The sequence below is a fragment of the Kitasatospora sp. NPDC059722 genome (assembly GCF_042733235.1).
Classification (GTDB): domain Bacteria; phylum Actinomycetota; class Actinomycetes; order Streptomycetales; family Streptomycetaceae; genus Kitasatospora.
The window spans coordinates 87,507-114,465 of the sequence record NZ_JBHWGD010000021.1 but is presented as its reverse complement, the minus strand read 5'-3'; the positions used below and the strand labels follow the sequence as shown (position 1 = coordinate 114,465).

21 protein-coding genes, 1 pseudogene and 1 riboswitch are annotated in these 26,959 nt (G+C 74.5%); of the genes and pseudogenes, 9 read left to right on the top strand and 13 right to left on the bottom strand.

The genetic code is table 11. From position 1 onward, the window contains the following. Nucleotides 1-82: 82 nt before the first annotated feature. Together ACFV4F_RS16645 and ACFV4F_RS16640 are read left to right on the top strand one after the other, a co-directional pair. Complete coding sequence (locus ACFV4F_RS16645) at nucleotides 83-385, top strand: zinc-binding dehydrogenase (RefSeq protein WP_380503080.1); 303 nt, start codon at nucleotides 83-85, stop codon at nucleotides 383-385. Nucleotides 386-449: 64 nt separating this feature from the next. After that, nucleotides 450-1,214 (top strand): VOC family protein, encoded by a 765-nt coding sequence (locus ACFV4F_RS16640; protein WP_380503079.1) that lies wholly within the window; start codon nucleotides 450-452, stop codon nucleotides 1,212-1,214. Here the strand turns inward: ACFV4F_RS16640 and lnt are convergent. Beyond that, nucleotides 1,190-2,824, bottom strand: a complete 1,635-nt coding sequence (gene lnt / locus ACFV4F_RS16635; RefSeq protein WP_380446079.1) for an apolipoprotein N-acyltransferase — start codon at nucleotides 2,822-2,824, stop codon at nucleotides 1,190-1,192. The genes ACFV4F_RS16640 and lnt overlap by 25 nt on opposite strands. Nucleotides 2,825-3,006: 182 nt before the next feature. Beyond that, entirely contained in the window at nucleotides 3,007-6,672 is a 3,666-nt protein-coding gene (gene cobN, locus ACFV4F_RS16630) for a cobaltochelatase subunit CobN (RefSeq protein WP_380503077.1), read from the bottom strand. Nucleotides 6,673-6,832: 160 nt separating this feature from the next. Continuing rightward, nucleotides 6,833-6,918: riboswitch (cobalamin riboswitch) on the bottom strand. Between the two features lie 355 nt (nucleotides 6,919-7,273). Between cobN and ACFV4F_RS16625 the strand changes: the two genes are divergently transcribed. From ACFV4F_RS16625 to ACFV4F_RS16615, 3 genes are read left to right on the top strand one after another with little or no spacing between them, the layout of a single operon-like run. Next, on the top strand, nucleotides 7,274-8,611 hold the full coding sequence (locus tag ACFV4F_RS16625; RefSeq protein ID WP_380503074.1) for a cobalamin biosynthesis protein CobG: 1,338 nt from the start codon (nucleotides 7,274-7,276) through the stop codon (nucleotides 8,609-8,611). Continuing rightward, a complete protein-coding gene (locus tag ACFV4F_RS16620; RefSeq protein WP_380447847.1) occupies nucleotides 8,608-9,234 on the top strand; it encodes a precorrin-8X methylmutase in 627 nt (208 codons plus the stop codon). The genes ACFV4F_RS16625 and ACFV4F_RS16620 overlap by 4 nt, the downstream gene beginning before the upstream one ends. Then, nucleotides 9,231-10,760 (top strand): precorrin-2 C(20)-methyltransferase, encoded by a 1,530-nt coding sequence (locus tag ACFV4F_RS16615; RefSeq protein ID WP_380447845.1) that lies wholly within the window; start codon nucleotides 9,231-9,233, stop codon nucleotides 10,758-10,760. Before ACFV4F_RS16620 ends, ACFV4F_RS16615 begins: the two co-directional genes overlap by 4 nt. A 134-nt stretch (nucleotides 10,761-10,894) precedes the next feature. Here ACFV4F_RS16615 and ACFV4F_RS16610 read toward each other — a convergent pair whose 3' ends face one another. Beyond that, nucleotides 10,895-12,634 (bottom strand): TIGR03767 family metallophosphoesterase, encoded by a 1,740-nt coding sequence (locus ACFV4F_RS16610; RefSeq protein WP_380503071.1) that lies wholly within the window; start codon nucleotides 12,632-12,634, stop codon nucleotides 10,895-10,897. Between the two features lie 455 nt (nucleotides 12,635-13,089). Here ACFV4F_RS16610 and ACFV4F_RS16605 point away from each other — a divergent pair, with 455 nt between their 5' ends. Further along, nucleotides 13,090-14,265: a cobalt-precorrin-5B (C(1))-methyltransferase gene (locus tag ACFV4F_RS16605; RefSeq protein ID WP_380503068.1), complete on the top strand. Its 1,176-nt coding sequence runs from the start codon at nucleotides 13,090-13,092 to the stop codon at nucleotides 14,263-14,265. 191 nt (nucleotides 14,266-14,456) lie between these two features. Further along, a complete protein-coding gene (locus tag ACFV4F_RS16600) occupies nucleotides 14,457-15,986 on the top strand; it encodes a UDP-N-acetylglucosamine 1-carboxyvinyltransferase (RefSeq protein ID WP_359957966.1) in 1,530 nt (509 codons plus the stop codon). 28 nt (nucleotides 15,987-16,014) lie between these two features. On the opposite strand, the gene ACFV4F_RS16595 is transcribed toward ACFV4F_RS16600, so the two are convergent. From ACFV4F_RS16595 to ACFV4F_RS16575, 5 genes are all read right to left on the bottom strand, one after another. Further along, nucleotides 16,015-16,530, bottom strand: coding sequence for a protein phosphatase (locus tag ACFV4F_RS16595; protein WP_380503065.1), 516 nt, complete (start codon nucleotides 16,528-16,530; stop codon nucleotides 16,015-16,017). Between the two features lie 205 nt (nucleotides 16,531-16,735). Further along, nucleotides 16,736-17,500 (bottom strand): cobalt-precorrin-6A reductase, encoded by a 765-nt coding sequence (locus ACFV4F_RS16590; protein WP_380447837.1) that lies wholly within the window; start codon nucleotides 17,498-17,500, stop codon nucleotides 16,736-16,738. Between the two features lie 4 nt (nucleotides 17,501-17,504). After that, nucleotides 17,505-18,266 carry a precorrin-4 C(11)-methyltransferase gene (cobM, locus tag ACFV4F_RS16585; RefSeq protein WP_380503062.1) on the bottom strand — a complete coding sequence of 254 codons (762 nt, stop codon included), beginning with the start codon at nucleotides 18,264-18,266 and terminating at the stop codon, nucleotides 17,505-17,507. Further along, on the bottom strand, nucleotides 18,263-19,501 hold the full coding sequence (gene cbiE, locus ACFV4F_RS16580; RefSeq protein WP_380503060.1) for a precorrin-6y C5,15-methyltransferase (decarboxylating) subunit CbiE: 1,239 nt from the start codon (nucleotides 19,499-19,501) through the stop codon (nucleotides 18,263-18,265). The genes cobM and cbiE overlap by 4 nt, the downstream gene beginning before the upstream one ends. Before the next feature lie 244 nt (nucleotides 19,502-19,745). After that, nucleotides 19,746-20,180, bottom strand: a complete 435-nt coding sequence (locus tag ACFV4F_RS16575) for a gamma-glutamylcyclotransferase family protein (protein ID WP_380447672.1) — start codon at nucleotides 20,178-20,180, stop codon at nucleotides 19,746-19,748. A 131-nt stretch (nucleotides 20,181-20,311) separates the two neighbouring features. On the opposite strand from ACFV4F_RS16575, the gene ACFV4F_RS16570 reads away from it, so the two are divergent. Beyond that, the gene (locus ACFV4F_RS16570) at nucleotides 20,312-21,394 is read left to right on the top strand and encodes an EamA family transporter (protein WP_380503057.1); all 1,083 of its coding nucleotides are present in this window, start codon (nucleotides 20,312-20,314) and stop codon (nucleotides 21,392-21,394) included. Nucleotides 21,395-21,550: 156 nt separating this feature from the next. Here ACFV4F_RS16570 and ACFV4F_RS16565 read toward each other — a convergent pair whose 3' ends face one another. From ACFV4F_RS16565 to ACFV4F_RS16555, 3 genes are all read right to left on the bottom strand, one after another. Then, on the bottom strand, nucleotides 21,551-22,114 hold the full coding sequence (locus ACFV4F_RS16565; RefSeq protein WP_380447668.1) for an EF-hand domain-containing protein: 564 nt from the start codon (nucleotides 22,112-22,114) through the stop codon (nucleotides 21,551-21,553). Nucleotides 22,115-22,427: 313 nt separating this feature from the next. After that, nucleotides 22,428-22,760 carry a hypothetical protein gene (locus ACFV4F_RS16560; RefSeq protein ID WP_380447666.1) on the bottom strand — a complete coding sequence of 111 codons (333 nt, stop codon included), beginning with the start codon at nucleotides 22,758-22,760 and terminating at the stop codon, nucleotides 22,428-22,430. Between the two features lie 166 nt (nucleotides 22,761-22,926). Then, nucleotides 22,927-23,340 (bottom strand): cytidine deaminase family protein, encoded by a 414-nt coding sequence (locus ACFV4F_RS16555; RefSeq protein WP_380503086.1) that lies wholly within the window; start codon nucleotides 23,338-23,340, stop codon nucleotides 22,927-22,929. A gap of 65 nt (nucleotides 23,341-23,405) precedes the next feature. Here ACFV4F_RS16555 and ACFV4F_RS16550 point away from each other — a divergent pair. Then, nucleotides 23,406-23,852: pseudogene (locus ACFV4F_RS16550) on the top strand (GNAT family N-acetyltransferase); the annotation flags it as partial. 101 nt (nucleotides 23,853-23,953) lie between these two features. On the opposite strand, the gene ACFV4F_RS16545 reads toward ACFV4F_RS16550, so the two are convergent. Then, nucleotides 23,954-25,750, bottom strand: coding sequence for a dipeptide ABC transporter ATP-binding protein (locus ACFV4F_RS16545; protein ID WP_380503054.1), 1,797 nt, complete (start codon nucleotides 25,748-25,750; stop codon nucleotides 23,954-23,956). Between the two features lie 104 nt (nucleotides 25,751-25,854). Continuing rightward, nucleotides 25,855-26,847 (bottom strand): ABC transporter permease, encoded by a 993-nt coding sequence (locus ACFV4F_RS16540; protein ID WP_380503052.1) that lies wholly within the window; start codon nucleotides 26,845-26,847, stop codon nucleotides 25,855-25,857. Between the last annotated feature and the right edge of the window lie 112 nt (nucleotides 26,848-26,959).

Genomic DNA, 26,959 nt, shown 5'->3' with positions numbered 1-26,959 from the left:
ACACCCACACCACCCCCCCACACACCTCGTTCCAGAAGACGACGTCATCCGCGAGATCCTTGAGTCTCGGGGGCTGGGAGTTGTGAAAAACAGCCAGATCCTCGAGCTCGTCGGCGGCGCCGCGCCGCGCGACGCCGCCGGGGCCCTCGCCGACCGTTCGAAGCTGGTCAGCACCGCCGATCCGGCGACCGCCGCCGAGCTCGGCGGCCGCTACGTCACGCGGTCCACCACCTCCGAAAGCCTCGCCGCCCTGGCCGCCCTCGTCGCGGCCGGCGAGCTGGCCGTGCACATCACCGCCCGCTACCCGCTGGCCCACGCCGCCGAGGCGCTCGCCCTCGTCGAGTCCGGGCATGCGAAAGGCAAGCTCGTCCTCGAAGTCTCCTGAAAGCAAGCAGAATTGACGAACCATCATCGAAATCGCCAATGCAGGAACAGCCAGAGAGAAGCACATGAAGCAGAACTCCGCCACGATCGGCGCCCCCTGCTGGGTCGAGCTGGGCACCTCCGACCCCGCCGCCGCCCAGTCCTTCTACGGCGAGCTGTTCGGCTGGCGCGCCGAGACCGACGTGCGGCCCGAGGCCGGCGGCTACACGCAGATGTTCCTCGGCGACGCGCCGGCCGCCGCCGTCACCCCGCTCTACGCGCCGCAGCAGCCGACGGCCTGGACGGTGTCCTTCGCGGTCGCCGACGCCGACGAGACCGTCGCGACGATCAAGGCGCGCGGCGGAAGGGCGCTGATGGAGCCCGCCGACGTGTTCGACCTCGGCCGGTTCGCCGTCGTCTCCGACACCTCCGGTGCGGTCTTCACCCTCTGGCAGGCCCGCGCCTTCCAGGGCGCGGGCGTGTTCAACGAGCCCGGCGCGCTCGGCTGGGTGGAGCTGGCCACCCGGGACGCGGAGAGCGCGACCGCCTTCTACCCCGCGGTGTTCGGCTGGTCGGTCACCGCGTCCCCGCAGTACACCCAATGGGGCCTGGCCGGCGCGGACTTCGGCGGCATGATGGTGATGGACGAGCGCTTCCCGCCGCAGGTCCCGGCGCACTGGCTGCCGTACTTCGCGGTCGCGGACGTCGACAACACCGTCACCCGGGCGAACGGCCTCGGCGCCGATGTGCTGATGCCCGCGACGGACGTCCCGGACGGCCCGCGCATCGGCGTCCTGCGCGACGCCCAGGGAGCGGTGTTCGGCGTCTACCGCGCCGGCGACGAGGGCTGACCGTCCCCGGACTCCCCGCCGGACACCAGTGCCCGCGCCGCGCGCCGTCCCCGCCACACCACGGCCGCCGCCCCCGCCGTCACGAGCACGGCCGCCAGCGGTACCACGTCACCGACGCGGTCGTACCAGGTCAGCGTGTCGGGTGCGGTGAGCGGCAGCCGCACGGTCAGCGCCCCGGTGCCGTCGGTGCCGAGCCGCGCGAGCTCGCGCCCCTGCGCGTCGAAGGCCGCCGAGACCCCCGTCAGCGAGGCCTGCACGGCCGGACGGCCGGTCTCGGCGGCCCGGATCGCCGCGAGCGAGACGTGCTGCGCGGGCGCCCACGTGTGCTGGAACGTCGACGTGGACGACTGGTAGACCAGCACCCGGGCCCCGTCGCGCGCCGCCGTCCGCGCCATGTCGGGGAACGCCGACTCGAAGCAGACCAGTGCCCCGACCGGCAGCGCGCCGCCCGCCCGGTCGGTGGCCGGCAGCACGTGGAACGAGGTGCCGGGCGCCCGGTTCTCGCCCGCCGCCCGGCTGACGCCCGCGATCCACCCGAGCACCGGCCGCAGCGGGATGTACTCGCCGAACGGCACCAGCCGGATCTTGCGGTAGCGGTCCACGACGCCCGCGGGGGAGACCAGGACGGCGTCCTTCGAGATCCGCCCGTCGGCCTTGCGCGCGTCCTCCCCGGCGATGACCTGCGCGCCGGTGGCGGCGGACAGTTCGCGCAGCCGGTCCAGCGCGACCCGGTCGCGGTCCAGGTCGGACGTGGTGCTGCTCTCGCCCCAGACGACCAGGTCCACCGGCCGCCCGCCGAGCTCCGCCGTGGCCCGGGCGCTCGCGTCGAACCGGGCCTGCGGGTCGTCGACGATCCCCGGCTGGACGAGCGCCACCGTCACCGCCCCCGCCCGCACGGGCGCGTCGCGCAGCGCGAACAGGAGCGGCCCGGCCACCAGCATCAGGACGGCGGTCAGCGCCGCGACGGCCCGCGGCCGCCAGGGGGCGGCCGTGAGCACGACCAGCACCCCCGTGTTGACCGCCACCACCGCCGCGCTGACCAGCCAGATCCCGCCCGCCGACGCCAGCGCGAGGACCGCCGGGTGCTGCCACTGGGTGGCACCGAGCAGCGCCCACGGCCCGCCCAGCGCGTGCCAGGAGCGCGCGTACTCGGTGGTCAGCCACAGCGCGGGGACGACGGCCACGGCGAGCAGCGCCCGGCGGGCCGTCAGCGGCGGGCGCAGCAGCCGGTGCACGCCGAGGCCGACGACGGCCTGCAGCGCCCCGAACAGGACGGCGAGCACCGGCAGACCCGGTCCGATCGAGGGGACCAGCCAGTACATCGCCGTCAGGATGAAACCGGCGCCGAACCACCACCCGCGCACCGCCGCCTCCCGCCCCGACGGCGCCCGCTGCATCAGCAGCAGTCCGGGCACCAGTGCGACCCACGCCAGCCACGCGAGCCCCAGGGGCGGGAACGCGAGCACCGGCAGCGCCCCGGCCGCCAGCGCCCCGAGGCGCGCCCGGTACCGGTGGGCGGGCCGCGGCGGGCCGGCACCGGCCGGGTCGCCCCGGTGGCGGGCGAAGGGCGTGGGGGAGACGGGACGGCTGAGGGCGAGGCGTCGCGACATGCCCCGTATTGTCCGCTCGGGCGCATGATGTCACCAGTGTTCACGTCACCCGGATGGATGACGTGAACACCACGTTTGGAACACCCGAACGACCGGCCGGCGCCGGTGCCCCGGCCCACACCGGGGTGCCCCGGCCCTCGCCGCCCTCCGGGCCCCTTGACCCTCCAGGTGCCAGGTGCCGCTTAACCCTCCAGGTCCCCCTCGCCCTCCAGGTCCCCCTCGGTCTCCAGGAACGCGGCCTGCAACTGCTCGATCAGCTCCGGGTCCGGCTTCTCCCACAGGCCGCGGCTCGCCGCCTCCAGGAGGCGCTCGCTGATCCCGTGCAGCGCCCACGGGTTGGCGCCGGCGAGGAACTCCCGGTTGACCGGGTCCAGCACGTACTCCTGGGTCAGCTTCTCGTACATCCAGTCCGCGACCACGCCCGTCGTGGCGTCGTAGCCGAACAGGTAGTCGACGGTGGCGGCCATCTCGAACGCGCCCTTGTAGCCGTGGCGGCGCATCGCCTCGATCCAGCGCGGGTTGACCACCCGGGCGCGGAAGACGCGGGCGGCCTCCTCGGTGAGCGTCCTGGTGCGGACGGTCTCCGGGCGGGTCGAGTCGCCGATGTAGGCGGTCGGTGCCTTGCCGGTGAGGGCGCGGACGGTGGCGACCATGCCGCCGTGGTACTGGAAGTAGTCGTCCGAGTCGGCGATGTCGTGCTCGCGGGTGTCGGTGTTCTTCGCGGCGACGGTGATCCGCTTGTAGGCGGTCTCCATCTCCTCGCGCGCCGGGCGTCCGTCGAGACCGCGCCCGTACGCGTAGCCGCCCCACACCGTGTAGACCTCGGCGAGGTCGGCGTCGGTGCGCCAGTCGCGGCTGTCGATCAGCTGGAGCAGGCCCGCGCCGTAGGTGCCGGGGCGGGAGCCGAAGACGCGGACGGTGGCCTTGCGCTCGTCCCCGTGGACGGCGAGGTCGGCCTGCACGTGGGCGCGGACGAAGTTGTCCTCCGCCGGTTCCTCCTGGGCGGCGGCCAGGCGCACGGCGTCGTCGAGCAGGGCGACGACGTGCGGGAACGCGTCGCGGAAGAAGCCCGAGATGCGCAGCGTGACGTCGATGCGCGGGCGGCCGAGCTCCTCCAGCGGGATCGGCTCCAGGCCGGTCACGCGGCGCGAGGCGTCGTCCCAGACCGGGCGGACGCCGAGCAGGGCGAAGGCCTCGGCGATGTCGTCGCCGGCGGTGCGCATCGCGCTGGTGCCCCACAGCGAGAGCCCGACGGAGGGCGGGCAGGCGCCGTCGTTGTCGGCCCGGTAGCGCTCGACCAGCGAGGCGGCGAGGGCCTGGCCGGTCTCCCAGGCGAGCTTGCTGGGCACGGCCTTGGGATCGACGGAGTAGAAGTTGCGGCCGGTGGGCAGCACGTTGACCAGGCCGCGCAGCGGGGAGCCGGAGGGCCCGGCCGGGACGAAGCCGCCCTGGAGCGCGTGCAGGACGGCGTCCAGCTCGTCGGTCGTGGCGGCCAGGCGCGGCACCACCTGGGTGGCGGCGAACGCGAGCACCTCGCGGACGGCCTCCGGGTGCCCGGCGGCGACCTTCTCCACCGCCTCGGGCGCCCAGTCCTCGGCCTCCATGGCCTCGACCAGGGCACGGGCCCGGGCCTCGGCCGCGTCGGTGGCGCCCAGCGTGAGCGCGGCCTCGTCCAGGCCGAGCGCCTCGCGCAGACCGGGCAGGGCGCTGACGCCGCCCCAGATCTGGCGGGCGCGCAGGATGGCGAGCACGATGTTGACGCGGTCGGTGCCGGCCGGGGCCTGGCCGAGTACGTGCAGGCCGTCGCGGATCTGGGCGTCCTTGACCTCGCACAGCCAGCCGTCGACGTGCAGCAGGAAGTCGTCGAAGCCGTCGTCCTCGGGGCGCTCGTCGAGGCCGAGGTCGTGGTCGAGCTTGGCGGCCTGGATGAGGGTCCAGATCTGGGCGCGGATCGCGGGCAGCTTGGCCGGGTCCATCGCGGCGATGTTGGAGTGCTCGTCGAGGAGCTGCTCCAGGCGGGCGATGTCGCCGTAGGAGTCGGCACGGGCCATCGGCGGCACGAGGTGGTCGACCAGGGTGGCGTGGGCGCGGCGCTTGGCCTGGGTGCCCTCGCCCGGGTCGTTGACCAGGAACGGGTAGACGAGCGGGAGGTCGCCGAGGACGGCGTCGGGGCCGCACTCGGCGGACAGCGCGGCGGTCTTGCCGGGCAGCCACTCCAGGTTGCCGTGCTTGCCGAGGTGGATGACGGCGTGGGCGCCGAAGCCGCCGTCCTCCTGGGCGGCCTGGATCCAGCGGTAGGCGGCGAGGTAGTGGTGGCTCGGCGGCAGGTCGGGGTCGTGGTAGATCGCGACCGGGTTCTCGCCGAAGCCGCGCGGCGGCTGGATGAGGACGAGCAGGTTCCCGGAGCGGATCGCGGCGAGCACGATGTCGCCGTCGGGGTTCTGCGAGCGGTCGACGTACAGCTCGCCGGGGGCCGGGCCCCAGTGCTCCTCGACCCGCTCGCGCAGGCCCTGCGGGAGGGTGGCGTACCAGCGGCGGTAGTCGGCGGCGGGGATGCGGACCGGGTTGCGGGCCAGCTGGTCCTCGGTGAGCCAGTCCTGGTCGTAGCCGCCGGCGGCGATCAGGGCGTGGATGATCGCGTCGCCCTCGTGGCCGTCCTCGGCGCCGTCGTCCAGGCCGGGCAGGTCGTTCCCGAGGTCCATGCCCTCCTCGCGCAGCCGGTGCAGCAGCCGGACGGCGCTGGCCGGGGTGTCCAGGCCGACGGCGTTGCCGACGCGGGCGTGCTTGGTCGGGTACGCGGACAGCACGAGCGCGAGGCGGCGCTCGGCGGCCGGGACGTGCCGCAGGCGGGCGTGCTTGACGGCGGTGCCGGCGACGCGGGCGGCGCGCTCCGGGTCGGCGGCGTAGACGGTGAGGCCGTCCTCGTCGAACTCCTTGAAGGAGAACGGGACGCTGATCAGACGGCCGTCGAACTCCGGCACGGCGATCTGCGTCGCGGTGTCCAGCGGGGACAGGCCGTCGTCGCTGGCCTCCCACTGGGCGCGCGACCAGGTGAGGCACAGCGCCTGGAGGATCGGGCGGTCCAGCGCGGCGAGCGCGCCCGCGTCCCAGGCCTCCTCGTCGCCGCCGGCCTGGGCGTCGGCGGGGCGGGTGCCGCCGGCGGCGAGCACGGTGGTGACGATCGCGTCGGCCTCGCCGAGGGCGGCCAGCAGCTCGGGCTCGGCGCCGCGCAGCGAGGCGCAGTAGTAGGCCTCCGCACGGGCGCCCTTGTCCTCGATCGCCCGGCACAGGGTCTCGACGAAGGCGGTGTTCCCGCTCATGTGGTGGGCGCGGTAGTAGAGCACGGCGACCGTCGGGCGGGCGTCGTCGCCGTCGCCGTCGCCGTTGCCGTCGCCGGCGGTGGTCGCGGTCGCGGCCTCGCGCTCCAGCGGACCCCAGGCCGGGGCGGAGGCGGGCGGGGCGAAGCCGTGGCCGGTGAGCAGCACGGTGTCGGAGAGGAACGCGCCCAGCTCGGCCAGGTTGGCCGCGCCGCCGTGGGCGAGGTAGGCGTGCGCCTCGGCGGCGATGCCGGCCGGGACGGTGGACAGCTCCATCAGCTGGGCGTCGGGGGCCTGTTCGCCGGTCAGGACGATCACCGGGCGCGGGCCCGCCAGCAGCGCGTCGAGGCCCTCCTGCCAGGCGCGGCGCCCGCCGAGCAGGCGGACCACCACGAGCTCGGTGCCGTCCAGCAGCTCCGGCAGGTCCTCGGGGGACAGCCGGGCGGGGTTGCCGAGCCGGTACGGGACGGGGCCGGCCGAGGCGCGGGCGCTGAGCAGGTCGGTGTCGGACGTCGACAGCAGCAGGATCATGCGTAGGCCCTCCCGGCCTCGGTGGTGGCCGGGGCGGCCGAAACGGCGGCGGCCCGGACGGCCTCGGTGGTGGCCGGGGACGCGGGCGCGGGCATGCGACAGCGGTGGTGCATTTCTGCCTTCCTCGGGGTCCGCGCCCCGGGCCGGTGGAGGACGGCGGGAGTTCCTGGCTCCCGCGGCCACCGGGTGTCCCGGTGAGCCGCGGTCACAGTGGCGGGACCGCACCGGGCTTGCACCGGTTTCCTCCCCTGCGCCGTCGCTGGCGTCGGGCGGTCCGCGGGGACCGCCCGCCAGCATCGTACGGGGTGTGGCTGACCTGGGGGAGAGCGAGTTTCGACCTGCCCGGTGTCGGTGCGGGCGCGGGGGAGGTGCGGGGACGGCGTGGGGACGGGGTGGCCGTGGGGGTGCGGCGAGGGGGTTGCGGGGGTAGCGGGGGTGCGGCGGGGGCGTGCGGTCGGGCGTGGGCGGCGCGTGCCGGGGTGTGCGGTGGCAGGGCGAGCGTGAGGCGCGCACCGGGAGCCGGAGTGTGATCCCGAGTGTGATCCCGAGTGTGATGCAGCGGACGGAGGCAACCGATCGGATCATCTGTATGCTCGCCGCCATGCCACCGACACCCGACGCCACCCCGCCGGGCGCCGCGGTGCCCGACCGGGGGCGCGCGGACGCCTGTCCAGGGGCGCTTCGTCTGCATGCGGCCGACGACGGCGCCCTGGCCCGGGTCCGCCTGCCCGGCGGCCTCCTGACGGCTCGTCAGGCGCTCGCGCTGGCCGACGCGGCTGAGGCCCTCGGCGACGGCACACTGGAGACCACCTCCCGCGGCAACGTCCAACTCCGGGGCCTGGCTCCGCACTGCGCGGCGGACCTCGCCGAACGGCTGCGCGCCGTCGGGCTGCTGCCCTCCGACACCCACGAGCGGGTGCGCAACATCGTCGCCTCGCCGCTCGCCGGCCTCGACGCCCGACCGGCCGCCGACGTGCAGGCCTGGGTGCGGGAACTGGACGCGCGGCTGTGCGCGAGCGACTGGGCGGCCGGACTCTCCGGCAAGTTCCTGTTCGCGCTGGACGACGGCCGCGGCGACGTCGCCGCGCTCGACGCCGATGTGACATTGATCGCAGGCCCGGACGGCCGCCGCCTGCTGCGCCTCGGGCGCGACGCCTTCGGACACCCGGTCGAGGCCGGGCGGGAAGTGACGGCCGTGCTGGATGCGGCCCGGTCCTTCCTGGACGCGCTGCGCGCGGGCGGACGCAAGGCCTGGCACCTGCGCGAAGTCCCGGACCTGCTGCCGGCCGGCACCGTGCCGCTGCCCGCGCTCGCCGGGACCGCCCCCGACGTCGGCACGCTGCCCGGCGGACTGTCGGTGGGCCTGCGCTTCGGACGGGCGAGCGCGGCGCAGTGGCGCGCGCTGGTCGCGGCCTCCGCCGGTGAACTGCGCCTGACGCCCTGGCGCGGAGCCGTCCTGCCGGGGGCCCCGGCCCAGCGGCTGGCCGGCCTCGCCGAGGCCGGGTTCCGGACGCTGCCCGGCTCGCCCTGGGAGCGGGCCTCCGCCTGCACCGGGCTGCCCGGGTGCGCCAAGTCGCTCGCCGACGTGCGGGCGGACGCGGCGCGGGCCCTGGACGCGGCGGCCGCCGGCGGGCTGCCCGTGCACTGGTCGGGCTGTGAACGGCGCTGCGGCCACCCGGCCGGGCGGTGGGTGGACGTGCTCGCCACCGGGCAGGGCTACCGGGTGACGGTGAACGGCCCGGCGGTCGGCGCGGACGCGCGGGCTTCCGCTTTGGATGTTTCCGTCGTGGATGTTTCCGCGAGGGAGGGTTCTGCGATGGAGGCTTCCGCCGTGGAGGTTCCCGCCGTGGACGTTTCCGCGATGGAGGTTTCCGCCGTGGATGTGACGAACGAGGAGATGGCCGAGGCGGTCGCCGAGGCCAGGAGGACCACGAAGTGATCGAGTACGAGAAGGACGGCGCGTCCATCTACCGCCAGTCCTTTGCCACCATCCGCGCGGAGGCCGACCTGGCCGCCCTGCCGGCGGACGTCTCCCAGGTCGCGGTGCGGATGATCCACGCCTGCGGGATGGTCGACCTGGTCGAGGACCTGGTGTACTCGCCCGGCGTGGTCGCCTCCGCGCGCGCCGCGCTGCACGCCGGTGCGCCGATCCTGTGCGACGTCAACATGGTCGCGAGCGGCGTGACCCGCAAGCGGCTGCCGGCCGACAACGAGGTCGTCTGCACCCTCACCGACCCGTCGGTCCCCGAACTGGCGCGCACGATGGGCAACACCCGCAGCGCCGCCGCCATGGAGCTGTGGCTGCCCCGCCTGGAAGGAGCCGTGGTGGCCGTCGGTAACGCGCCGACCTCGCTCTTCCGGCTCCTGGAGATGATCGAGGCGGGCGCACCGCGCCCGGCCGCGGTGATCGGCGTGCCGGTCGGCTTCATCGGCGCCGCCGAGTCCAAGCAGGCCCTGGCCGAGCACCCGTCCGGCCTGGAGCACCTGGTGGTGCGCGGCCGCCGCGGTGGCAGCGCGATGGCCGCCGCCGCCATCAACGCGATTGCGAGCGAAGAAGAGTGACGGACCGTCAGAACCGTCAGAACGTTGCCTCGACCGGACGGCTCTACGGAGTCGGGCTCGGGCCGGGCGACCCGTCGCTGGTGACCGTCCGCGCCGCCGAACTCATCGGCAAGGCCGACGTCGTGGCGTACCATAGCGCCCGGCACGGGCGGTCCATCGCGCGCTCGATCGCCGAGCGGTACCTGACGGGTGGTCAGATCGAGGAGAAGCTGGTCTACCCGATCACGGTCGAGACCACCGACCACCCGGGCGGCTACCGGGGCGCGCTGGACGACTTCTACGAGGAGGCCGCCGCCCGGCTGGCCGCCCACCTGGACGCCGGGCGCGACGTCGTCGTGCTCGCCGAGGGCGACCCGCTGTTCTACGGCTCCTACCAGCACATGCACAAGCGGCTCGCGCACCGCTACCCGACCGAGGTGGTGCCGGGCGTGACCTCCGTCAGCGCGGCGGCCGCCCGGCTCGGCCAGCCGTTGACGGAGGCCGAGGAGACCCTGACGGTCATCCCCGGCACGCTGCCCGAGGAGGAGCTGGCGGCGCGGATCGCGGCCGCGGACTCGGCCGTGATCATGAAGCTCGGGCGCACCTTCCCGGCCGTCCGCCGCGCGCTGGAGCGGGCGGGCCGACTGGAGGACGCGCAGTACGTCGAGCGCGCGTTCATGGAGGGGGAGCGGATCGCGCCCCTCGCCGAGATCGACGGGGAGACGGTGCCGTACTTCTCGGTGGCGGTCCTGCCGAGCAAGGTCGCCCCGCTGGAGCCGGTCGTGCGGACGGCGGAGGGGGCCGGCAGCGTGACCGTCGTCGGCACCGGGCCGGCCGGGCCGCTGTGGCTCACCCCGGAGGCGCGCGGCGCGCTGGCCGAGGCCACCGACCTGGTCGGCTACACCACCTACCTGGCCCGGGTGCCGGAGCGGCCGGGGCAGGTGCGGCACGGCTCGGACAACAAGGTGGAGTCCGAGCGCGCCGAGTTCGCCCTCGACCTGGCCCGGCGCGGACGGCGGGTCTGCGTGGTGTCCTCGGGCGACCCGGGCGTCTTCGCGATGGCGACGGCGGTGCTGGAGGTCGCCTGCGAGGAGGCCTACCGGGACGTGCCGGTGCGGGTCCTGCCCGGCATGACCGCGGCGCACGCGGCCGCGTCCCGGGCGGGTGCCCCGTTGGGGCACGACTACGCGGTCGTCTCGCTGTCGGACCGGCTGAAGCCGTGGGACGCGGTCGCCCGCCGCCTGCGCGCGGCGGCGGAGGCGGACCTGGTGCTCGCGCTGTACAACCCGGGGTCCAAGTCGCGGACGACGCAGGTCGGCCTGGCCCGGGACCTCCTCCTGGAGTACCGCGCGCCGGAGACGCCCGTCGTGATGGCGCGCGATGTCGGCGGCCCGACCGAGCGGGTCCGGATCGTGCGGCTCGGCGAGCTGGACCCGGCGCTCGTCGACATGCGGACGATCCTGCTGATCGGCTCCTCGCAGACGCGGGCCGTCGAGCGCGGGGCCGGCGTCGAGGTCGTCTGGACGCCGCGGCGGTACCCGGAGTAGCGGAGAACGGCTGACAGATAACAGCTGACAGATTTCGTTATCTGTCAGCTGTTATCTGTTACTCGTCAGCCGTCAGCCGTCAGCCGCTGACCGTCAGCCGCTGACCGCCGGCCGCTGACCGCCGGCCGCCCCAGTCACCGAGTCGGCTTGGTGATCAGCAGCTCCGTGTTGTGGTCCTGCCCCGCGCCGAGCAGCGCGGCCGGCCGCCCGTACGGGTCGTTGTAGGACAGCTCGCGGTAGAGCGCGGCCAGGTTCGCGTCCGACGTGCTGCCGAAGTCCGTCCCGTACGGGGCGTCGGACTCGATCAGCGTCGTGAACAGGGAGAGCGTGCCGTCCCCGTTGTCCGCGATCTCGATGATCCGGCCGTGCTGCGGGTAGTCGATGTGGGAGGCGGTGTTGATCTCCCAGAACGCGCGCTCCGGCACCGCGTGCCCGTGCGCCGTGATCTGGTTCCTGTGGGTGTGCCCGTTCACCCACGCGACGACGTTGGGGTAGCGCTGGAGCAGCGCCACCAGTTCGTTGCCGTCGTGCCGCTTCTCGAAGATGTTGCGCGGGTCGGGCAGCAGGTTGCCCATGGTGCCGCTGGTGTGGTGGCTGAAGATCAGGATCAGGTCGTCGGCGCTGCCGCCCGTCACCTTGCGCCCGTTGCCGTCGTACCAGTGCCCGCTGTGCGCCTTCAGCTGCTGCTCCAGCCAGCGCAGTTGGGCGGTGCCGATCGAACCGTCCGCGAATCCGGCCTGGTTGGTGGTGTCCAGGCTGATGCCGAGGACCTTCTCCGAGATGCGGAAGGTGTAGAAGAGCTTGCCGCTGTTCACCATGTCCGAGGTGAAGCCGTGCCCGTGCGGGCCCGCGCCGGTGACCGCCGGGTCGAGGTGGGCCTTCGCGAACTCCTTGAGCGTGAACGGCCGTCGGCGCTCGTCGGGGGTGATCTCGCGCACCGCGTCGCCGGTCGCCAGCAGCTTGCCGAGCAGCAGCGCGGCGCTCGCCGGGTCGTGCCGCAGGGCCTCCGTCAGCCGGCCGGCCTCGGCGTTGTCGCAGCCCTCCAGCTTGTACCGGCCGGTGTAGAGGTCGTTCAGCAGGCCGAGGTCCGGGAGCGAACCCTCAAGGCTGTCGTCGTGGTTGCCGACCGTCGTGTACCAGGGCGTGCGCAGGCCGGGGGCGTCGAAGGGGCGGCCGGCGGCCGACAGGAAGCCGGGTATCTGCGGGAAGCCCTTCGCCTTGTAGCCGTCCTGGAAGGACAGTTCGGGGTTCCAGTAGGCGGAGCTGCCGGAGTTCTGCACACCCTCGTAGCGGTCCGGGTCACCGGTGTTCTGGGCGAGGCGTCCGCCGCCCATCACCGTGAGGTACCAGTCGAGTTCGGCGTGTTCGTGGTTGTCGGTGTTGTCGCCGGTGGCCATCACCAGACTGAACGGCATCCCGGTGTAGGGGCCGCCGGCGAGCGAGTTGACGCGCTCGACGAGGGCCGAGACACCGCGGGCGTTCAGCGTCTCGTGCGGCCGGTGCGCCGCGCCGAGGAACTTGGCGAGGTACTCGAAGCGGAACGGCGACTCGGTGTCGACCAGGTGCAGGTCGGAGAACTGGACGAAGCTGGCCAGCCCGGTGCGTCGGTCGTCGCGCCCGCTGCCCGGGGCCGCGATGTCCCCGCGGACGACCAGCGGCCAGCCCGGCCCGGCCGTCAGCCGCTTGTAGGAGCCGTTGCCGACCGGCGTCGCCACCTGGTCGAGCGTGGTCCCGGTCACCCGGACGGCTCTCGCGGCGGTGGCCGCCAGCGCCCGGTCGCGCGCCGCCGCCGACGCGAACTGCGCGCCGCCCAGCGAAAGGGCCGCCCAGGCGGCGGCCACCGACGTACCCGTCACGAACGTACGCCGACTCATCCCTGCCACGAAAACCCCGCATTCTGATGACCCGGCCGGTCGCACCGGTCCCGGGCCTCGTGTCATGAACCCGCATCTGGCGGAGCGACAGATTACTCACTGGTAGGCGGCGGTTTCGAGACCCGTGCAGAGAACTTCTCGGTAACGAGAGGCGGCCATTCCCGCCGCTCCCACCGGCCCCCGCCCGCATGCCCGCCCGCATGCCCGCCCGCATGCCCGCCCGCATGCCCGCCTGCATCCCCGCCCGTACCCTCACCCACGTCGGCCGAGGGCCCCGGTCACCGTCCGGCCGGGTCCATGGGGGAAAATCGGCACCGGAGGCCGTTGCGGCCGTCCCGGGGCGGCGGCCGGAGTGATGACCGGTGGCGCGGCCGGGGACGGCGGTCCGTGCAGCAATCGGTGCGGCGACGGGAGCAGCGGCCACGACGGCGACCGAGACAGCGAGCGAGGCGGACGTGGCCGAACCGGGAGGCCGGGCCGGGCAGCTGAAGAGCAGCGGCCTGCGGCACGGCTGGACGACGGGCGCCTGCGCCACCGCCGCCGCCAAGGCCGCGTACACGGCGCTGCTCACCGGCGAGTTCCCGGACCCGGTGACCATCACCCTCCCCAAGGGGCAGCAGCCCGCGTTCGCCCTGGCCGCGGAGGAGCTCGGGCCGGCGAGCGGCTCGGCCGCCCCCGGCCGGCACCCGGGCGCCCAGGACGGTCCGGACGGTCCGAGCGCCATGGCCGGCGTGGTCAAGGACGCCGGCGACGACCCCGATGTGACGCACGGCGCCCTCATCCGTGCGACGGTGCGGGCCGGCGAGCCCGGCGCCGGGGTGGTGTTCCGGGCCGGTCCCGGGGTCGGGACGGTCACCAAGGCCGGTCTGCCGCTGCCCGTCGGCGAGCCCGCCATCAACCCGGTGCCGAGGCAGATGATCCGCGACGCCGTCGCCGAGGTGGCCGCCGAGCACGGTGGGACGGGGGACGTCGTCGTCGAGGTCTCCGTCGACCACGGCGAGGAGATCGCCCGCTCCACCTGGAACCCCCGCCTGGGGATCCTCGGCGGCCTGTCCATCCTGGGCACGACCGGCATCGTCGTCCCCTACTCCTGCTCGGCCTGGATCGACTCGATCCGCCGCGGCGTGGACGTGGCGCGCGCGGCGGGCCGCACGCACGTGGCGGGATGCACCGGCTCGACGTCGGAGAAGGTCGCGGTCGCCGTGCACGGACTGCCCGAGGACGCGCTGCTCGACATGGGCGACTTCGCCGGCGCCGTCCTCAAGTACCTCAAGCGCCACCCGGTGCCGAGGCTGACCATCGCGGGCGGCTTCGCCAAGCTGTCCAAGCTCGCGGTCGGCCACCTCGACCTCCACTCGGCGCGCTCGCAGGTGGACAAGGGATACCTCGCGGACCTGGCCCGGCGCGGCGGCGCGGACGAGGCCCTCGCCGCGGCGGTGGCCGCCGCCAACACCGGCCTGGAGGCGGTGCAGTTGTGCCGGGCGGCGGGCGTGCCGCTGGGGGACCTGGTCGCCGAGGCGGCCCGGGCGACGGCGCTCGGCGTGCTCGTCGGCTCCCCGGTGGCGGTGGACGTCATCTGCATCGACCGCGCGGGCACCATCGTCGGACGGGCGGAACCGCTCGGGCCGTGAGGCGCGGCGGCCGTACTTCCCGGGCCCCACGGGTTCAGCCGGGTGAACTCCCGGGAAAGCGTGGAAAGCTCAGCAATATCTCATGGTGATGTGAAGATCTGACGCCCATACGGGGCGAGAAACGGACAAATGGAGCAAGGATTCGCCCCCTGATTCTGTCGCCATCTCAAGCGTGAGATATGGTCTGCCGGGTGACAGGCGACTACCTCACCCGTATCGGCACCCTCATCCGTACCGCGCGCCAGCACCGCGGCTGGTCCCAGGCGCAGCTCGGCGAGGCCCTCGGCACCAGCCAGAGCGCGGTCAACCGCATCGAACAGGGCAAGCAGAACGTCAGCCTTGAGATGATCGCCCGCATCGGCGAAGCCCTCGACAGCGAGATCGTCTCCCTCGGCTACTCCGGCCCGATGCACCTGCGCGTCGCCGGCGGCACCCGCCTCTCCGGCGCGATCGACGTCCGCAGCAGCAAGAACGCCTGCGTCGCGATCCTCTGCGCCTCGCTCCTCACCACCGGCCGCACCACGATCCGCAGCGTCGCCCGGATCGAGGAGGTCTACCGCATCCTCGAGGTCCTCACCAGCATCGGCGTCAAGAGCCGCTGGATCAACGAGGGCCGCGACCTCGAACTCACCCCGCCGGCCGAGCTCGACCTCGCCGCGATGGACGTCGAGGCCGCCCGCCGCACCCGCAGCGTGCTGATGTTCCTCGGCCCGCTGATGCACCGCGCCGAGCACTTCGCCATCCCGTACGCGGGCGGCTGCGACCTCGGCACCCGCACCGTCCAGCCGCACCTGACCGCGCTGCGCCGCTTCGGCCTGGAGGTCGCCACCACCGGCGGCGCCTACCACGCCTCGGTCGAGCCGGGCGTCCCGCTGGACCGTCCGATCGTGCTGACCGAGCGCGGGGACACCGTCACCGAGAACGCGCTGCTGGCCGCGGCCCGCCACGACGGCGTGAGCGTCATCCGCAACGCCTCGCCCAACTACATGGTCCAGGACCTGTGCTTCTTCCTGGAGAAGCTCGGCGTGAAGATCGAGGGCATCGGCACCACCACCCTCACCGTGCACGGCGTCCCGGAGATCACCTGCGACGTCGACTACACCCCGGCCGAGGACCCGGTGGAGGCGATGAGCCTGCTCGCCGCCGCCGTCGTCACCTCCTCCGAGCTGACGATCCGCCGGGTGCCGATCGAGTTCCTGGAGATCGAGCTCGCCGTGCTGGAGGGCATGGGCCTGGACTACGACCGGACCCCGGAGTACCGGGCCCACAACGGTCACACCCGGCTGGTCGACCTCACCGTGCGCCCGTCCAAGCTGACCGCGCCGATCGACACCATCCACCCGATGCCGTTCCCGGGCATCAACATCGACAACGTGCCGTTCTTCGCCGCGATCGCCGCGGCGGCGCACGGCACGACGATGATCCACGACTGGGTCTACGACAACCGCGCGATCTACCTCACCGAGCTGACCAGGCTCGGCGCGGACGTCAAGCTCCTCGACCCGCACCGCGTCCTCGTCCAGGGCCCGACCCGCTGGCGCGCCGCCGAGATGATGTGCCCGCCCGCGCTGCGGCCCGCGGTGGTCATCCTCCTCGCGATGCTCGCCGCGCAGGGCACCTCCGTGCTGCGCAACGTCTACGTCATCAACCGCGGTTACGAGGACCTCGCCGAGCGCCTCAACTCGATCGGCGCGCAGATCGAGACCTTCCGCGACATCTGACGGCCGGCGTCGATCCCCTGACCGTCCGTCAGGGGATCGCCCCGTCGAGGCCGGACAGCAGCAGGGCCACGTCCAACCCGGTGTTCAGGTACTCCACGAACACCGGGTTGTTCAGTGCCCAGGGCGAACGCCGTTCCCGGACCAGTCCGATGGCCCGGTCGGTGTCGTGCCCGAGGAGCGCGAGGGCGCCCGCCACCACGAGGCCGGAGCGGTTGTAGCCGGAGTGGCAGCGCACGAGGGTCCGGCGGCCCCGGCGGACGGCCTGCGCGGTGAGCGCGACCGCGTCCTGGACGGCCCGGATCTGGGCGGCGGAGAGCACGTCGTCCGGCACCGCCCGGACGACGTGCTCCACGTGCGGAGCGGGCCCGTGCCCCGGCAGCGTGAACAAGCTGATGACGACGTCGAACTCGTATCCCACGATGGCGAGTTCGAGATCACCGCCGGGTGGGGTCCAGTAGTGCCCGCCCATCCAGAGCCCGGGCGTGATCTCGTTCCAGGGGGTCGAGGGGCCCGGGGTGTCGCGCTCCTTCTGGCGGGTCCGCATGCGTGGTTCCGTGGTCCTTCCCGTTCGGCGGGCGGCGCTCGTCGATCAATGGGGACGGGGATCCGGCGAAGTGGGCGGACCTCCCCGCCGCAGGGCCCGGGGATCCGGCGAAGTGGGCGGACCTCCCCGCCGCAGGGCCCGGGGTGTCCAACGATGCTGCGGCGCACGCGAGTTTCCGGGAGGGCCGACCGGACATGCCCGCAGGCTAGGCGAGTTCGCCCAAGGAACCGGCCGTCGTGGCCAGCCAGCGGACCGCGCCCGGGACGTCCGGCGCGACCGGGACGCCGTCGGGCAGCGGCGGGCGCTCCACGACGACCACGGGCAGGCCGAGTTCGCGCGCGGCGGTGAGCTTGGGGGCGGTGGCCGCGCCGCCGCTGTCCTTGGTGACGAGGACGTCGATCCGGTGCTCGCGCAGCAGCGCGCGTTCGCCGTCCAGCGTGAACGGGCCCCGGTCCAGCAGGACTTCGAGCGAGGGCGGCAACGGCGGCTCGGGCGGGTCGACCGAGCGGGCCACGAAGTGCAGTCCGTCGAGGTGCGCGAAGGTGCCGATGCCCTGCCGCCCGGTGGTGAGGAACACCCGCCGCCCGAGGGCGGGCAAGGCCTCGGCCGCCGCGGCGAGCGAGGGGACGGGGTGCCAGCGGTCGCCGTCGGCCGGTGACCAGCCGGGCCGTCGCAGCGCCAGCAGCGGCACGCCGGTGGCGGCGGCCGCGAGGGCGGCGTTGCGGGACATGCCGGCGGCGAACGGGTGGGTGGCGTCCACCACGGCGGCCACGCGCTCGGCGCGCAGCCAGGCCGCCAGGCCGTCCGGACCGCCGAAGCCGCCGATCCTCACCTCCCCCACGGGGAGCCGGGGTTGAGCCACCCGGCCGGCCAGCGAACTGGTCACGCGCAGGTGCGGGTCCCCGGCGAGTACGGCGGCGAGGGACCGGCCCTCGGTCGTGCCGCCGAGGATCAGGACGTGGCGGACCACCGGGTCACGCCCCGCAGGGCTCGTGCGGGCGCTCGCGGTCCGCCGAGTAGAGGTGGCTGTCGCGGAACTGCTCGGCGGTGAGGGTCCGTCCGACGATGATCACCGCGGTGCGGACCACGCCGGCCGCCTTCACCTGCTCCGCGATGTCGGCGAGCGTGCCGCGCAGCACCAGTTCGTCCGGGCGGCTGGCCATCGCGACGACGGCGGTGGGGCATTCGGCGCCGTAGTGCGGAAGCAGCTGCTCGACGACGTCGTCGATGTAGCCGGCTGCCAGGTGCAGCACCAGCAGGGCGCCGCTGCGCCCGAGGGTCGCCAGGTCCTCGCCCTCCGGCATGGGCGTGGCGCGCTTGGCGATCCGGGTGAGGATGACGGTCTGGCCGACCGTCGGCACGGTCAGCTCCCGCTTCAGCGCGGCCGCCGCGGCCGCGAAGGCCGGCACGCCCGGGACCACCTCGTACGGGACGCCGGCCGCGTCGAGGCGGCGCATCTGCTCGGCGACGGCGGAGAAGACGGACGGGTCGCCGGAGTGCAGGCGGGCCACGTCCTGCCTGGCCTCGTGGGCGCGGACCAGCTCGGTGACGATCTGGTCGAGGTTGAGCCGGGCGGTGTCGATCAGCCGGGCACCGGCCGGGCACTCGTCGAGGAGCTCGCGCGGCACCAGGCTGCCGGCGTAGAGGCAGACCTCGGCGCGGGCGAGGATCCGCTGGCCGCGCAGGGTGATCAGGTCGGCGGCGCCCGGGCCGGCTCCGATGAAGTAGACGGTCACGAGGCGTCCTCCTGGGGGGTGTTGGGCTTGACGGCGGACCACTGGGTGACCGGCATGGCCTGCCGCCATCCGGTGAACCCGCCGACCGGGACGGCGTGGGCGACGGCGAGCTGGACGAGCTCGCCGCCGTGGCGCCGGTACCAGTCGGTGAGCAGCGCCTCGGATTCCAGTGTCACCGTGTTGGCGACCAGCCGGCCGCCGGGCGCCAGGGCGGCCCAGCAACTCTCCAGCAGGCCGGGCGCGGTGAGGCCGCCGCCGATGAACACGGCGTCGGGGGTGGGGAGTTCCGCGAGTGCGGCAGGAGCCCGGCCGGTGACGACGCGCAGCCGGGGGACGCCCAGCGCGGCGGCGTTGCGGGTGATGCGCCCGGCCCGGACGGGGTCGCGCTCGACGGTGACGGCCCGGCAGTCGCGGTGGGCGCGCAGCCACTCGATGGCGATCGAGCCGGAGCCGCCGCCGACGTCCCAGAGCAGCTCGCCGGGGGCGGGCGCGAGGGCGGCGAGGGTCGCGGCGCGGACGTGGCGCTTGGTGAGCTGGCCGTCGCTCTCGTACGCGGCGTCGGGCAGGCCGGGGACGAGGGAGGTGCGGGGGCCGGCGCCGAGGTCGACCGCGATGACGTTCAGCGGGTCGCCGGGCGGGTGCGGCCAGCCGTCCGCCGGGCCGTCGAGGTGCCGTTCGGCGGGGGAGCCGAGCTGTTCGAGCACCCGGAGGCGGGCGGCGCCGTAACCGCGGGCGGTGAGCAGCGCGGCGACGGCCGCCGGGGTGGCGGCGTCGGCGCTGAGCACGAGCAGGCGGCGGCCGGGGTGGAGGGCCAGGGCGAGGGTGTCCAGCGGGCGGCCGACGAGGCTGACCACCTCGGTGGCCTCCAGGGGCCAGCCGAGGCGGGCGCACGCGTGGGAGACGGAGGAGGGGTGGGGCAGGACGCGGAGCCGTTCGGCGCCGACCGTCTCGGCGAGGGTGCGGCCGATGCCGTAGAACATCGGGTCGCCGCTGGCGAGGACGGCGATGCGGCGGCCGGTGTGGGCGGCGAGCAGCCCGGGGACGGCGGGGCGCAGCGGGGACGGCCAGGGGACGCGGTCGGCGGGCACCTCGTCGTGGGGGAGGAGGTCCAGCTGCCGGGGGCCGCCGATGACGACCTCGGCCGCGTGGAGGGCGGCGCGGGAGGTGGCGGCGAGGCCGGGCCAGCCGTCGGCCCCGATCCCGACGACGGTGATCGGGGGTGGCAGCTCGGGCACCGGGTGGCTCCTCGTCGTTCGGTGGGCCGTGAGGCGGGAGGGGGAAACGGACGTAGCCGGGGCAGCCTACCTGGCGGTTTGGCGGAGGATCAGGGCGGGCGACGGGTGACGGCGGACGGGTGACGACTTTCAGCGAACAGATGACAGATAACAGATTTCGAAATCTGTTATCTGTCATCTGTTCGCCGAAAGTCGTTCGCGGCGCCCGAGCTCCCCCGCCCCGAACCAGCCGCCCCTCGCCCTGTCACCGCTCCGCCCAGTCCCCCGAGGCGATCAGCGCCGGCCGCGCCCGCAGTTCCGCCGCCGCCGTCGGCCCGGCCAGGTACACCCACGCCTCTCGCGTCTCGCCCGACGCCGTCCGCACCGTCCGCCGTTGCCGTACGTACAGTCCCGCTCCGTCGGCCCGGCACTCCTCCAGCCGGTCCAGGTCCGCGAGCGCGCCCGCGTACGCGCCAGGGCGGACGGTGACGAGCTCACCCACGATCCGGCGCCCGGGTGTCGGGTCCGGCACCGCCCACGGGAACCCGGGACCGTCGTGGAGGGCGGCGCCCTCCAGGACCGCCGGCCGGATGTCGGCGCAGCGGCCCGCCAGGTGTACGGCGTGGTTGTGGCCGTCGCTGCGCAGGGTGCCGTAGACGAAGAACGGAAGCGACTCGTCGGACGGGCGCTGATCAGACACGGGTTCGACCTCTCGTCCGGGGGCGCCCACCGTACGTCCTCGTGCCCGACTGGTGATACCCACTGGCGTGCGGGCCCGCCGATGCGGTGTCATATCGGATGTTCTGCCAGCACCGTCCAAGGGGGACACCCGTGACAGCGCCCGCCTCCTCCCCATCGCCCGAAGCCTCCGCCGAGGACACCGACGGCGAAGCCTCTCCAGGCCCGGCCTCACCGGCGCCGGTCGCCGCCCCGGACTCGGCCGCCCCGGACTCGGCCTCCACGGACTCGGCCTCCACGGGCTCCGCCTCCCCGGATCCCGCTGCCCCTCCCCGCCCGGCCCGGCTCAGTGGTGCGGTGTGGCTGGCGCTCGGCGTCGTCTACGTCGTCTGGGGCTCCACCTACCTGGCGATCCGGATCTCGGTCGAGACGATGCCGTCCTTCCTCTCCGCCGCCGCCCGGTTCCTGACCGCGGGCCTGCTGCTCGCCGGGTTCCTGCTGGTCCGGAGCGGCCCGGCCGGCCTGCGGGTGAGTGCGCGCCGGCTGGCCTCCTCGGCGCTGGTGGGCGTGCTCCTGCTGACCGGCGGCAACGGCCTCGTCGTGCTGGGCGAGCGCTCGGTCCCGTCCGGCCTGGCCGCCCTGCTGGTCGCGGCCGTCCCGCTCTGGATGGTGCTGCTGACGGCGTCCGGCGGCGAGCGGCCCCGGCCCGCCGAGCTGGCCGGCGTGCTGCTCGGCCTCGTCGGTCTCGGGGTGCTGTCCGCCCCGGCGTTCGGCGGGGACATCGCGCCGCTCGGCGTGATCGTGATCATCTGCGCCACGCTGACCTGGGCGGGCGGTTCGTTCGTCAGCAAGCGCCTGCCGATGCCGGGCAACGTGCTCGCCGCGAGCGCCTACCAGATGCTGGCGGGCGGCCTCGGCGACCTGCTGGTCGGCCTCGTGCGCGGCGAGGCGCACGGGCTGGACGCCGCCGCGGTCTCCGGCCGGTCCTGGTTCGCGCTCGCGTACCTGGTGCTGTTCGGTTCGCTGCTCGCCTTCACCGCGTACGCGTGGCTGCTGCGGAACGCGCCGCTGACGCTGGTCTCGACGTACGCCTACGTGAACCCGGTCGTCGCCGTGCTCCTCGGCTGGCTGATCCTGTCCGAGCCGCTGACGGGCCCGACCCTCGCGGGCGGGGCGATCGTGGTGGCGGGCGTGTGCCTGGTGGTGAGCGCCAGTCGGAAGCCCGCTCGTCAGTGAGGACGACGTCGCCGGTCCGAGTCGACGACAAGGCGCGGCGCTGCCCGAGGCGTTGGGCTCCGACGGCCTGAGGAGGCGCTGGTCGACACCCTCGTCGAGCGGACCGTTCCGGAGGCCTGACGGGCCGAACGCGACGTCCCGGCGGGGGAGTCGGGGTCAGAGCGCGTGCGGCGGGGTGCCCGTCCACCAGTTGCCGGGGGCCTCGGGGTCGCGGCTGGTCCAGAACTCGATGATGGCGGTGGTGAACTCCTCGGCGGAGAGCGTGCCGTCGCCGTCGCGGTCGAGCCGCCGGAAGGCCTCGTCGGCGTCGTCGCGCGAGAGGCCGACGAAGTGGCCGCGCTGGAAGACGAAGAACTCGCCCGCGTCGACCGTGCCGCTGCGGTCGGCGTCGGCCACGGCGAGGAAGGCCTCGGCGAGCGCCCCGAGGCTGGTGCGGGCGGCCTCCGGGTCGTCGGCCAGGGCGCCCGTCGAGCGGACGAACTGCTCCCTGGTGATCGACTCGGTGTCGGCCGGGAGGTGGGCGAGGTGGAGGTCGTGCCAGATCGTCAGGTAGGCGCGGACGATGACCGCCTCCGCCTCCGAACCCTCCTGGTGGCCGAGCGAGCGGGCGACCGAGTGGCCCATGAGGACGTGGTCCCGCTCGGTGATCAGCCCGTCGCCGTCGGCGTCGAGGTACCGGAACCCGTGATTGATCTTCGCGATGAGCAGATCGTCGGACATGTGTCCCCTCGGTTGGCGATCCCTGCCGGTGGAGTCCGCTTGATGGACCCCGGTTGACGGACCCGGTTGATGACGTCTGCCGGGCGTGCCGCAGATCTTGCCGGAGCACGACGCCAGCACGCCAGCGCTTTCGGCCACGGCCACGCAGTCGAACGGTGGCCCGACCGCTCCACAGCGCCGACCGCGCGCCGTCACCGACCCGCGCGCACTTCTCCGGCTCATTCGCACGACGACAGCGCACTCGCACGACGACTGCTCACACGCACCACGACTGCTCACCCGCACCACGACAGCCCGTCCGCACGCCCCCGGCTCACTCGCACGACCACGACGACGGCCATGTGCGCCCCAGCAGCACCATCCCGATCCCGCACAGCACCGCGACCACCGCGAGCGACCACAGCGCGGCCCGGGCCCGCCGGGAGTACCGCCACCAGCCGGCCACCCACGAGAGCGCTGCCGCGACGGCCCCGAGGAGCCCCAGCCCGACCGCCCCGAGCGCCGGGACCAGCCACGGCGGCCCGTCACCCTGGCAGGGCAGGTCCCGCTGGAACAACTGCCAGCTCCCCGCCGCCCCGCCCGCGAGCGCCATCGCGGCCAGGCACACCCCCACCTGCGGCCACCGCACTGCGGGTCGTCCGCCCATCGATGCCCCCGTCCGCCCAGAGCCTGCTCCCGCACGGGTCCGCGCCCAACGGGGTCGGTGAACTCTCCCAGGGCGGACGGACCACGGGCGTCAGCCCCCGGACGGAGGCCTCGCAGCCGCATCCGGTCCGAACGGCGGGGGCGCGAGGGCGCCGAAAGGCGCCCGCTCAGTCCTGGTGGTCCGCCGAGACGTACGCGTCGGGGAGGAGGTCGCGAACCCGGACGGCCCGCAGGGCCGGCCCGCGGCCGACGAGCACCTCGATGTCGGGGAAGTAGTCGAGCAGCACCTGGCGGCACCGGCCGCAGGGCGGGATGACGCCCCGCCCCTCGTCGCCGACCGCGACGATCGCGGTGAGGTCGTACGCGCCCTGACCGGCCGCCGAGCCGATGAGGGCGAGCTCGGCGCAGGGCCCGCCGGTGAAGTGGTAGGCGTTGAGGGCCGTGACGATCCGACCGTCGGCGTTGCGGGCGGCCGCGGCGACGGTGTGGTTGTCCGCGCGGGCGAAGCGGCGGGCGACGTCCTCGGCGGCGTCGACGAGCTCACGGTGCGCGGCGGACAGCGGGGACGGGGGCGAAGACAGGGACGGGGGCTCGGCGGCGGAGTTATTGGGTGGGTCTCCCGGGTCGTTCGTGACAGGCTTCGAGCATGGACCGCAGCCCCCTGTCCGTGCCAACGCTCTCCGCCGGCCCGTTCGACCTGCGCCCGTGGCGGCTCAGTGACGCCGACGTGCTGCGCGAGGCCGCCGCGGACCCGTACATCCCGCTGGTGACGACCGTCCCGGCCCGCTACGACGCGGACGCCGCGCGGGCCTTCGTCGAGCGGCAGTGGGCCAAGGCGGCGGCCGGCGGCGCCTACCCGTTCGCCGTCGCGCGCCGCGCCGACGAGCGGGCCGTCGGCTTCGTCGGGCTGTTCCCGCAGGGCGACGGCCGGGCCACGATCGGCTACTGGACGGCGGCCTCGGCCCGCGGCCTGGGCGTGGCCGGCCACGCCCTGCGCACGGTCGCGGACTGGGCGCTGCGCGAGGCCGGGCTGGCCCGGCTGGAACTGCACATCGAGCCGTGGAACACCGGCTCGCTGCGGGCGGCCGAGCGGGCCGGCTTCCGGCGCGAGGGCCTGCTCCGCGCTCACCGGACGATCGCCGGCGAGCGCCGCGACATGGAGCTGTACGCCCTCCTCGCGGCCGACCTGGAGCTTCAGCCGCCCACAGCGGCTCCTCCGGACGCCGTACGCGTACCCGCAAAGGACGTCGTGCGCGCATCCGCCCCGGGCGCCGCACGCGCGTTCGTCCCGGGCACGGCGGCCAGCAGCTCGCGCGTGTAGTCCGTGTGCGGCGCGGCGAACAGCCGGTCGCGGTCGGCGGACTCGACCAGCCGTCCCCGGTGCATCACGGCGACCCGGTCGCAGAAGTGCCGGACGACGGCGAGGTCGTGCGAGACGAACAGGAAGGCGACGCCGAGCCGTTCGCGCAGCTCCATCAGCAGGTTGAGCACCTGTGCCTGGACGGACACGTCGAGCGCGGAGACCGGTTCGTCCGCGATGATCAGCCGCGGCTGCGGGGCGAGCGCCCGCGCGATGCCGATCCGCTGGCGCTGCCCGCCGGAGAACTCGTGCGGGTAGCGGTCGAGGTGGTCGCCGGACAGGCCGACCTGTTCGAGCAGTTCGGCGGAGCGTTCGCGCCGCCCGGCGGCCGTGAGCGCGGTGTGCAGGCGCAGCGGGGTGTCGAGGGTCCGGGCGACGGTGCGGCGCGGGTTGAGCGAGGCATACGGGTCCTGGAAGACGAGCTGGACCTCGCGGCTGAGCCGGCGCCGCAGCGCGTGGTCGGGCCGGGCGGCGCCGGAGTCGTCGTGGATCACCCGGCCGTCGTAGGCGACGCGCCCGCCGGTGGGTCGCTGGAGCCCGGCGAGGACGCGCGAGGTGGTGGACTTGCCGGAGCCGGACTCGCCGACGAGGCCGACGGTCTCCCCGGGGGCGATGCGCAGCCCGACGCCGTCGACGGCCTTGACGGTCTCGGTGCGCCCACCGGGGAAGCGGCGGCGTCCGGGGAAGTGGACGGCGAGGTCGTCCACTTCGACGAGCCAGCGCGCCGGATCGCGCAGCCGGTCCGTCACCCGCGCCCCGAACGTCCTGGTAGGTGACGGATCGTCAACAGTCGGAAGTGGTGAGCCTGGTACGGAGTCCAGCGTGAGCGCCGCTCCCACCAGTGCGCGGGTGTAGGGCTCTTGTGGATCGGCCAGCAGTCGGGCGGTGGGTGCGGACTCGACCGGGAGGCCCCCGCGCAGGACGAGGGTGCGGTCCGTCGTCCCGGCGACGACGCCGAGGTCGTGGCTGACCAGGAGCACGGCCGTGCCGTGCTCGCGCTGCAAGTCGCCCAGGAGGTCGAGCACTTGCTGTTGGACGCGGGCGTCGAGGGCGGTGGTCGGCTCGTCGGCGATGAGCACCTCGGGGTCGTTCATCAGCGCCATGGCGATCATCACCCGCTGGCGCATGCCGCCCGAGAACCGGTGCGGGTGGTCGCGGGCCCGGCCGGCCGGGATGCCGACCCGGTCGAGCATCGCGACCGCCCGTCGCCGGGCCTCGGCGCGACCGGTGCCGGGGTGGTGCAGCCGGTACATCTCGGCGAGTTGGGCGCCGACGCCGTGGAACGGGCTCAGTGAGGTGAGCGCGTCCTGGAAGACCAGCGCGATCCGGCCGCCGCGCACCCCGCGCAGGACCGACTCGTCGGCGCCCACCAACTCCCGGCCGTCCAGCCGGATCGAGCCGGTGACGGTGGTGGTCCGCGGATCGTGCAGGCCGAGCACGGCGAGCCCGGTCGCGGACTTGCCGGAGCCCGACTCGCCGACCAGGCCGAGGACTTCACCCCGGGCGAGGTCGAACGAGAGCCCCCGGACGGCGGCGACCGGCGGGCCGCCGCGCGGATCGGCGAAGGTGACGGTCAGGTCGCGGACGCTCAGCACGGGTTCCGTGGACGACACATTGACTCCGGACGACATTGAACAACAACTCCCTTCGGACGGCGGACGGCGGACGGCGGACGGCGGACGGCAGGCGGCAGGCGGCAGGCGGCAGGCGGCAGACGGTGGGCAGCGGGCGGGCCTCAAGCCAGCCGGACGCGCGGATCGAGCCAGGCCACCACCACGTCGGCCAGCGCGACGAACAGGACGACGAAGCACGCGGCGAGCAGGACCGCCCCGACGACGGCGGGCAGGTCCTGCCCCTCCACCGCCTCCGCCGCGAACCGCCCGACGCCGTTGAGCCCGAACACCGTCTCGGTGATGACCGCCCCGCCCAGCAGCGCCCCGGTCTCCAGCCCGAGCAGCTGCACGAGCGGTCCGGCCGCGCCGCGCGACGTGTACTTGAGGTGGGCGCGCAGCCGGCCGAGGCCCTTGGCGCGCGCGGTGCGGACGTACTCCTCGCCCATCGTCTCCAGCAGCTGTGAGCGCGAGAGCCGGGCGAAGACGGCCGAGTTGACGAAGCCGAGGACGAGCCAGGGCAGCAGCATCCCGCCCGCCCAGGCGGCGGGGTCGGTGGCCGGCGGGGTGTACGACGGCAGCGGGAGCAGGCCGGTCGAGTAGACGAGCGCCCACTGCGCGACGTACCCGAGGAAGTAGATCTGCACGCTGGCGCCGACGAGCGTGAACCCGGAGAGCAGCCGGTCCGTGCGCGTCCCGTGCCGCAGCGCGGAGACGAACCCGGTGCCGAGCCCGAGCACCACGAGCACGGCGAGCGCGCCGGCGGTGAGCGAGAGGGTGACGGGCAGGTGGTCGGCGAGGGCCTCGGTGACGGGCTGGTGCAGCCGGTAGGAGTAGCCGAGGCAGGGCGCGGAGCAGCGGATGACCGAGCCGTCGACGTCGCCGACGTTCCGCCCGGCGACGATCCCGGTCAGGTAGTCGGTGTACTGGGTGAGCAGCGGCCGGTCCAGGCCCATGCTCGCGCGGACCGCCGCCACCTGGGCGCCGTCGCAGCGCGGCCCGCAGGCGGCGCGGGCCGGGTCGGCGGGTGCGGCGTAGAACAGGGCGAAGGCGGCGGCGGAGACCGCGGCGAGCACGGCGAGGGCCTGGAGGGCCCGCCGCAGGGCGAAGGAGAACATCGTCGGAACCTTGAAACCTCGAAGTGAGCCTCGAACTGCCGGCCCGGCCCGATCTGTCCGAATCAAACCGAACCGAACCAAACCGGACCGGACCGAACAAGGCCGAACCGGA

Excerpts from the sequence above, each read along its gene's own strand:
- ACFV4F_RS16640 (WP_380503079.1), top strand. The coding sequence starts at position 450 with ATGAAGCAGAACTCCGCCACGATCGGCGCCCCCTGCTGGGTCGAGCTG.
- lnt (WP_380446079.1), bottom strand. The coding sequence starts at position 2,824 with ATGTCGCGACGCCTCGCCCTCAGCCGTCCCGTCTCCCCCACGCCCTTC.
- cobN (WP_380503077.1), bottom strand. The coding sequence starts at position 6,672 with ATGATCCTGCTGCTGTCGACGTCCGACACCGACCTGCTCAGCGCCCGC.
- ACFV4F_RS16625 (WP_380503074.1), top strand. The coding sequence starts at position 7,274 with ATGCCACCGACACCCGACGCCACCCCGCCGGGCGCCGCGGTGCCCGAC.
- ACFV4F_RS16610 (WP_380503071.1), bottom strand. The coding sequence starts at position 12,634 with ATGAGTCGGCGTACGTTCGTGACGGGTACGTCGGTGGCCGCCGCCTGG.
- ACFV4F_RS16595 (WP_380503065.1), bottom strand. The coding sequence starts at position 16,530 with ATGCGGACCCGCCAGAAGGAGCGCGACACCCCGGGCCCCTCGACCCCC.
- ACFV4F_RS16565 (WP_380447668.1), bottom strand. The coding sequence starts at position 22,114 with ATGTCCGACGATCTGCTCATCGCGAAGATCAATCACGGGTTCCGGTAC.
- ACFV4F_RS16560 (WP_380447666.1), bottom strand. The coding sequence starts at position 22,760 with ATGGGCGGACGACCCGCAGTGCGGTGGCCGCAGGTGGGGGTGTGCCTG.
- ACFV4F_RS16545 (WP_380503054.1), bottom strand. The coding sequence starts at position 25,750 with ATGTCGTCCGGAGTCAATGTGTCGTCCACGGAACCCGTGCTGAGCGTC.
- ACFV4F_RS16540 (WP_380503052.1), bottom strand. The coding sequence starts at position 26,847 with ATGTTCTCCTTCGCCCTGCGGCGGGCCCTCCAGGCCCTCGCCGTGCTC.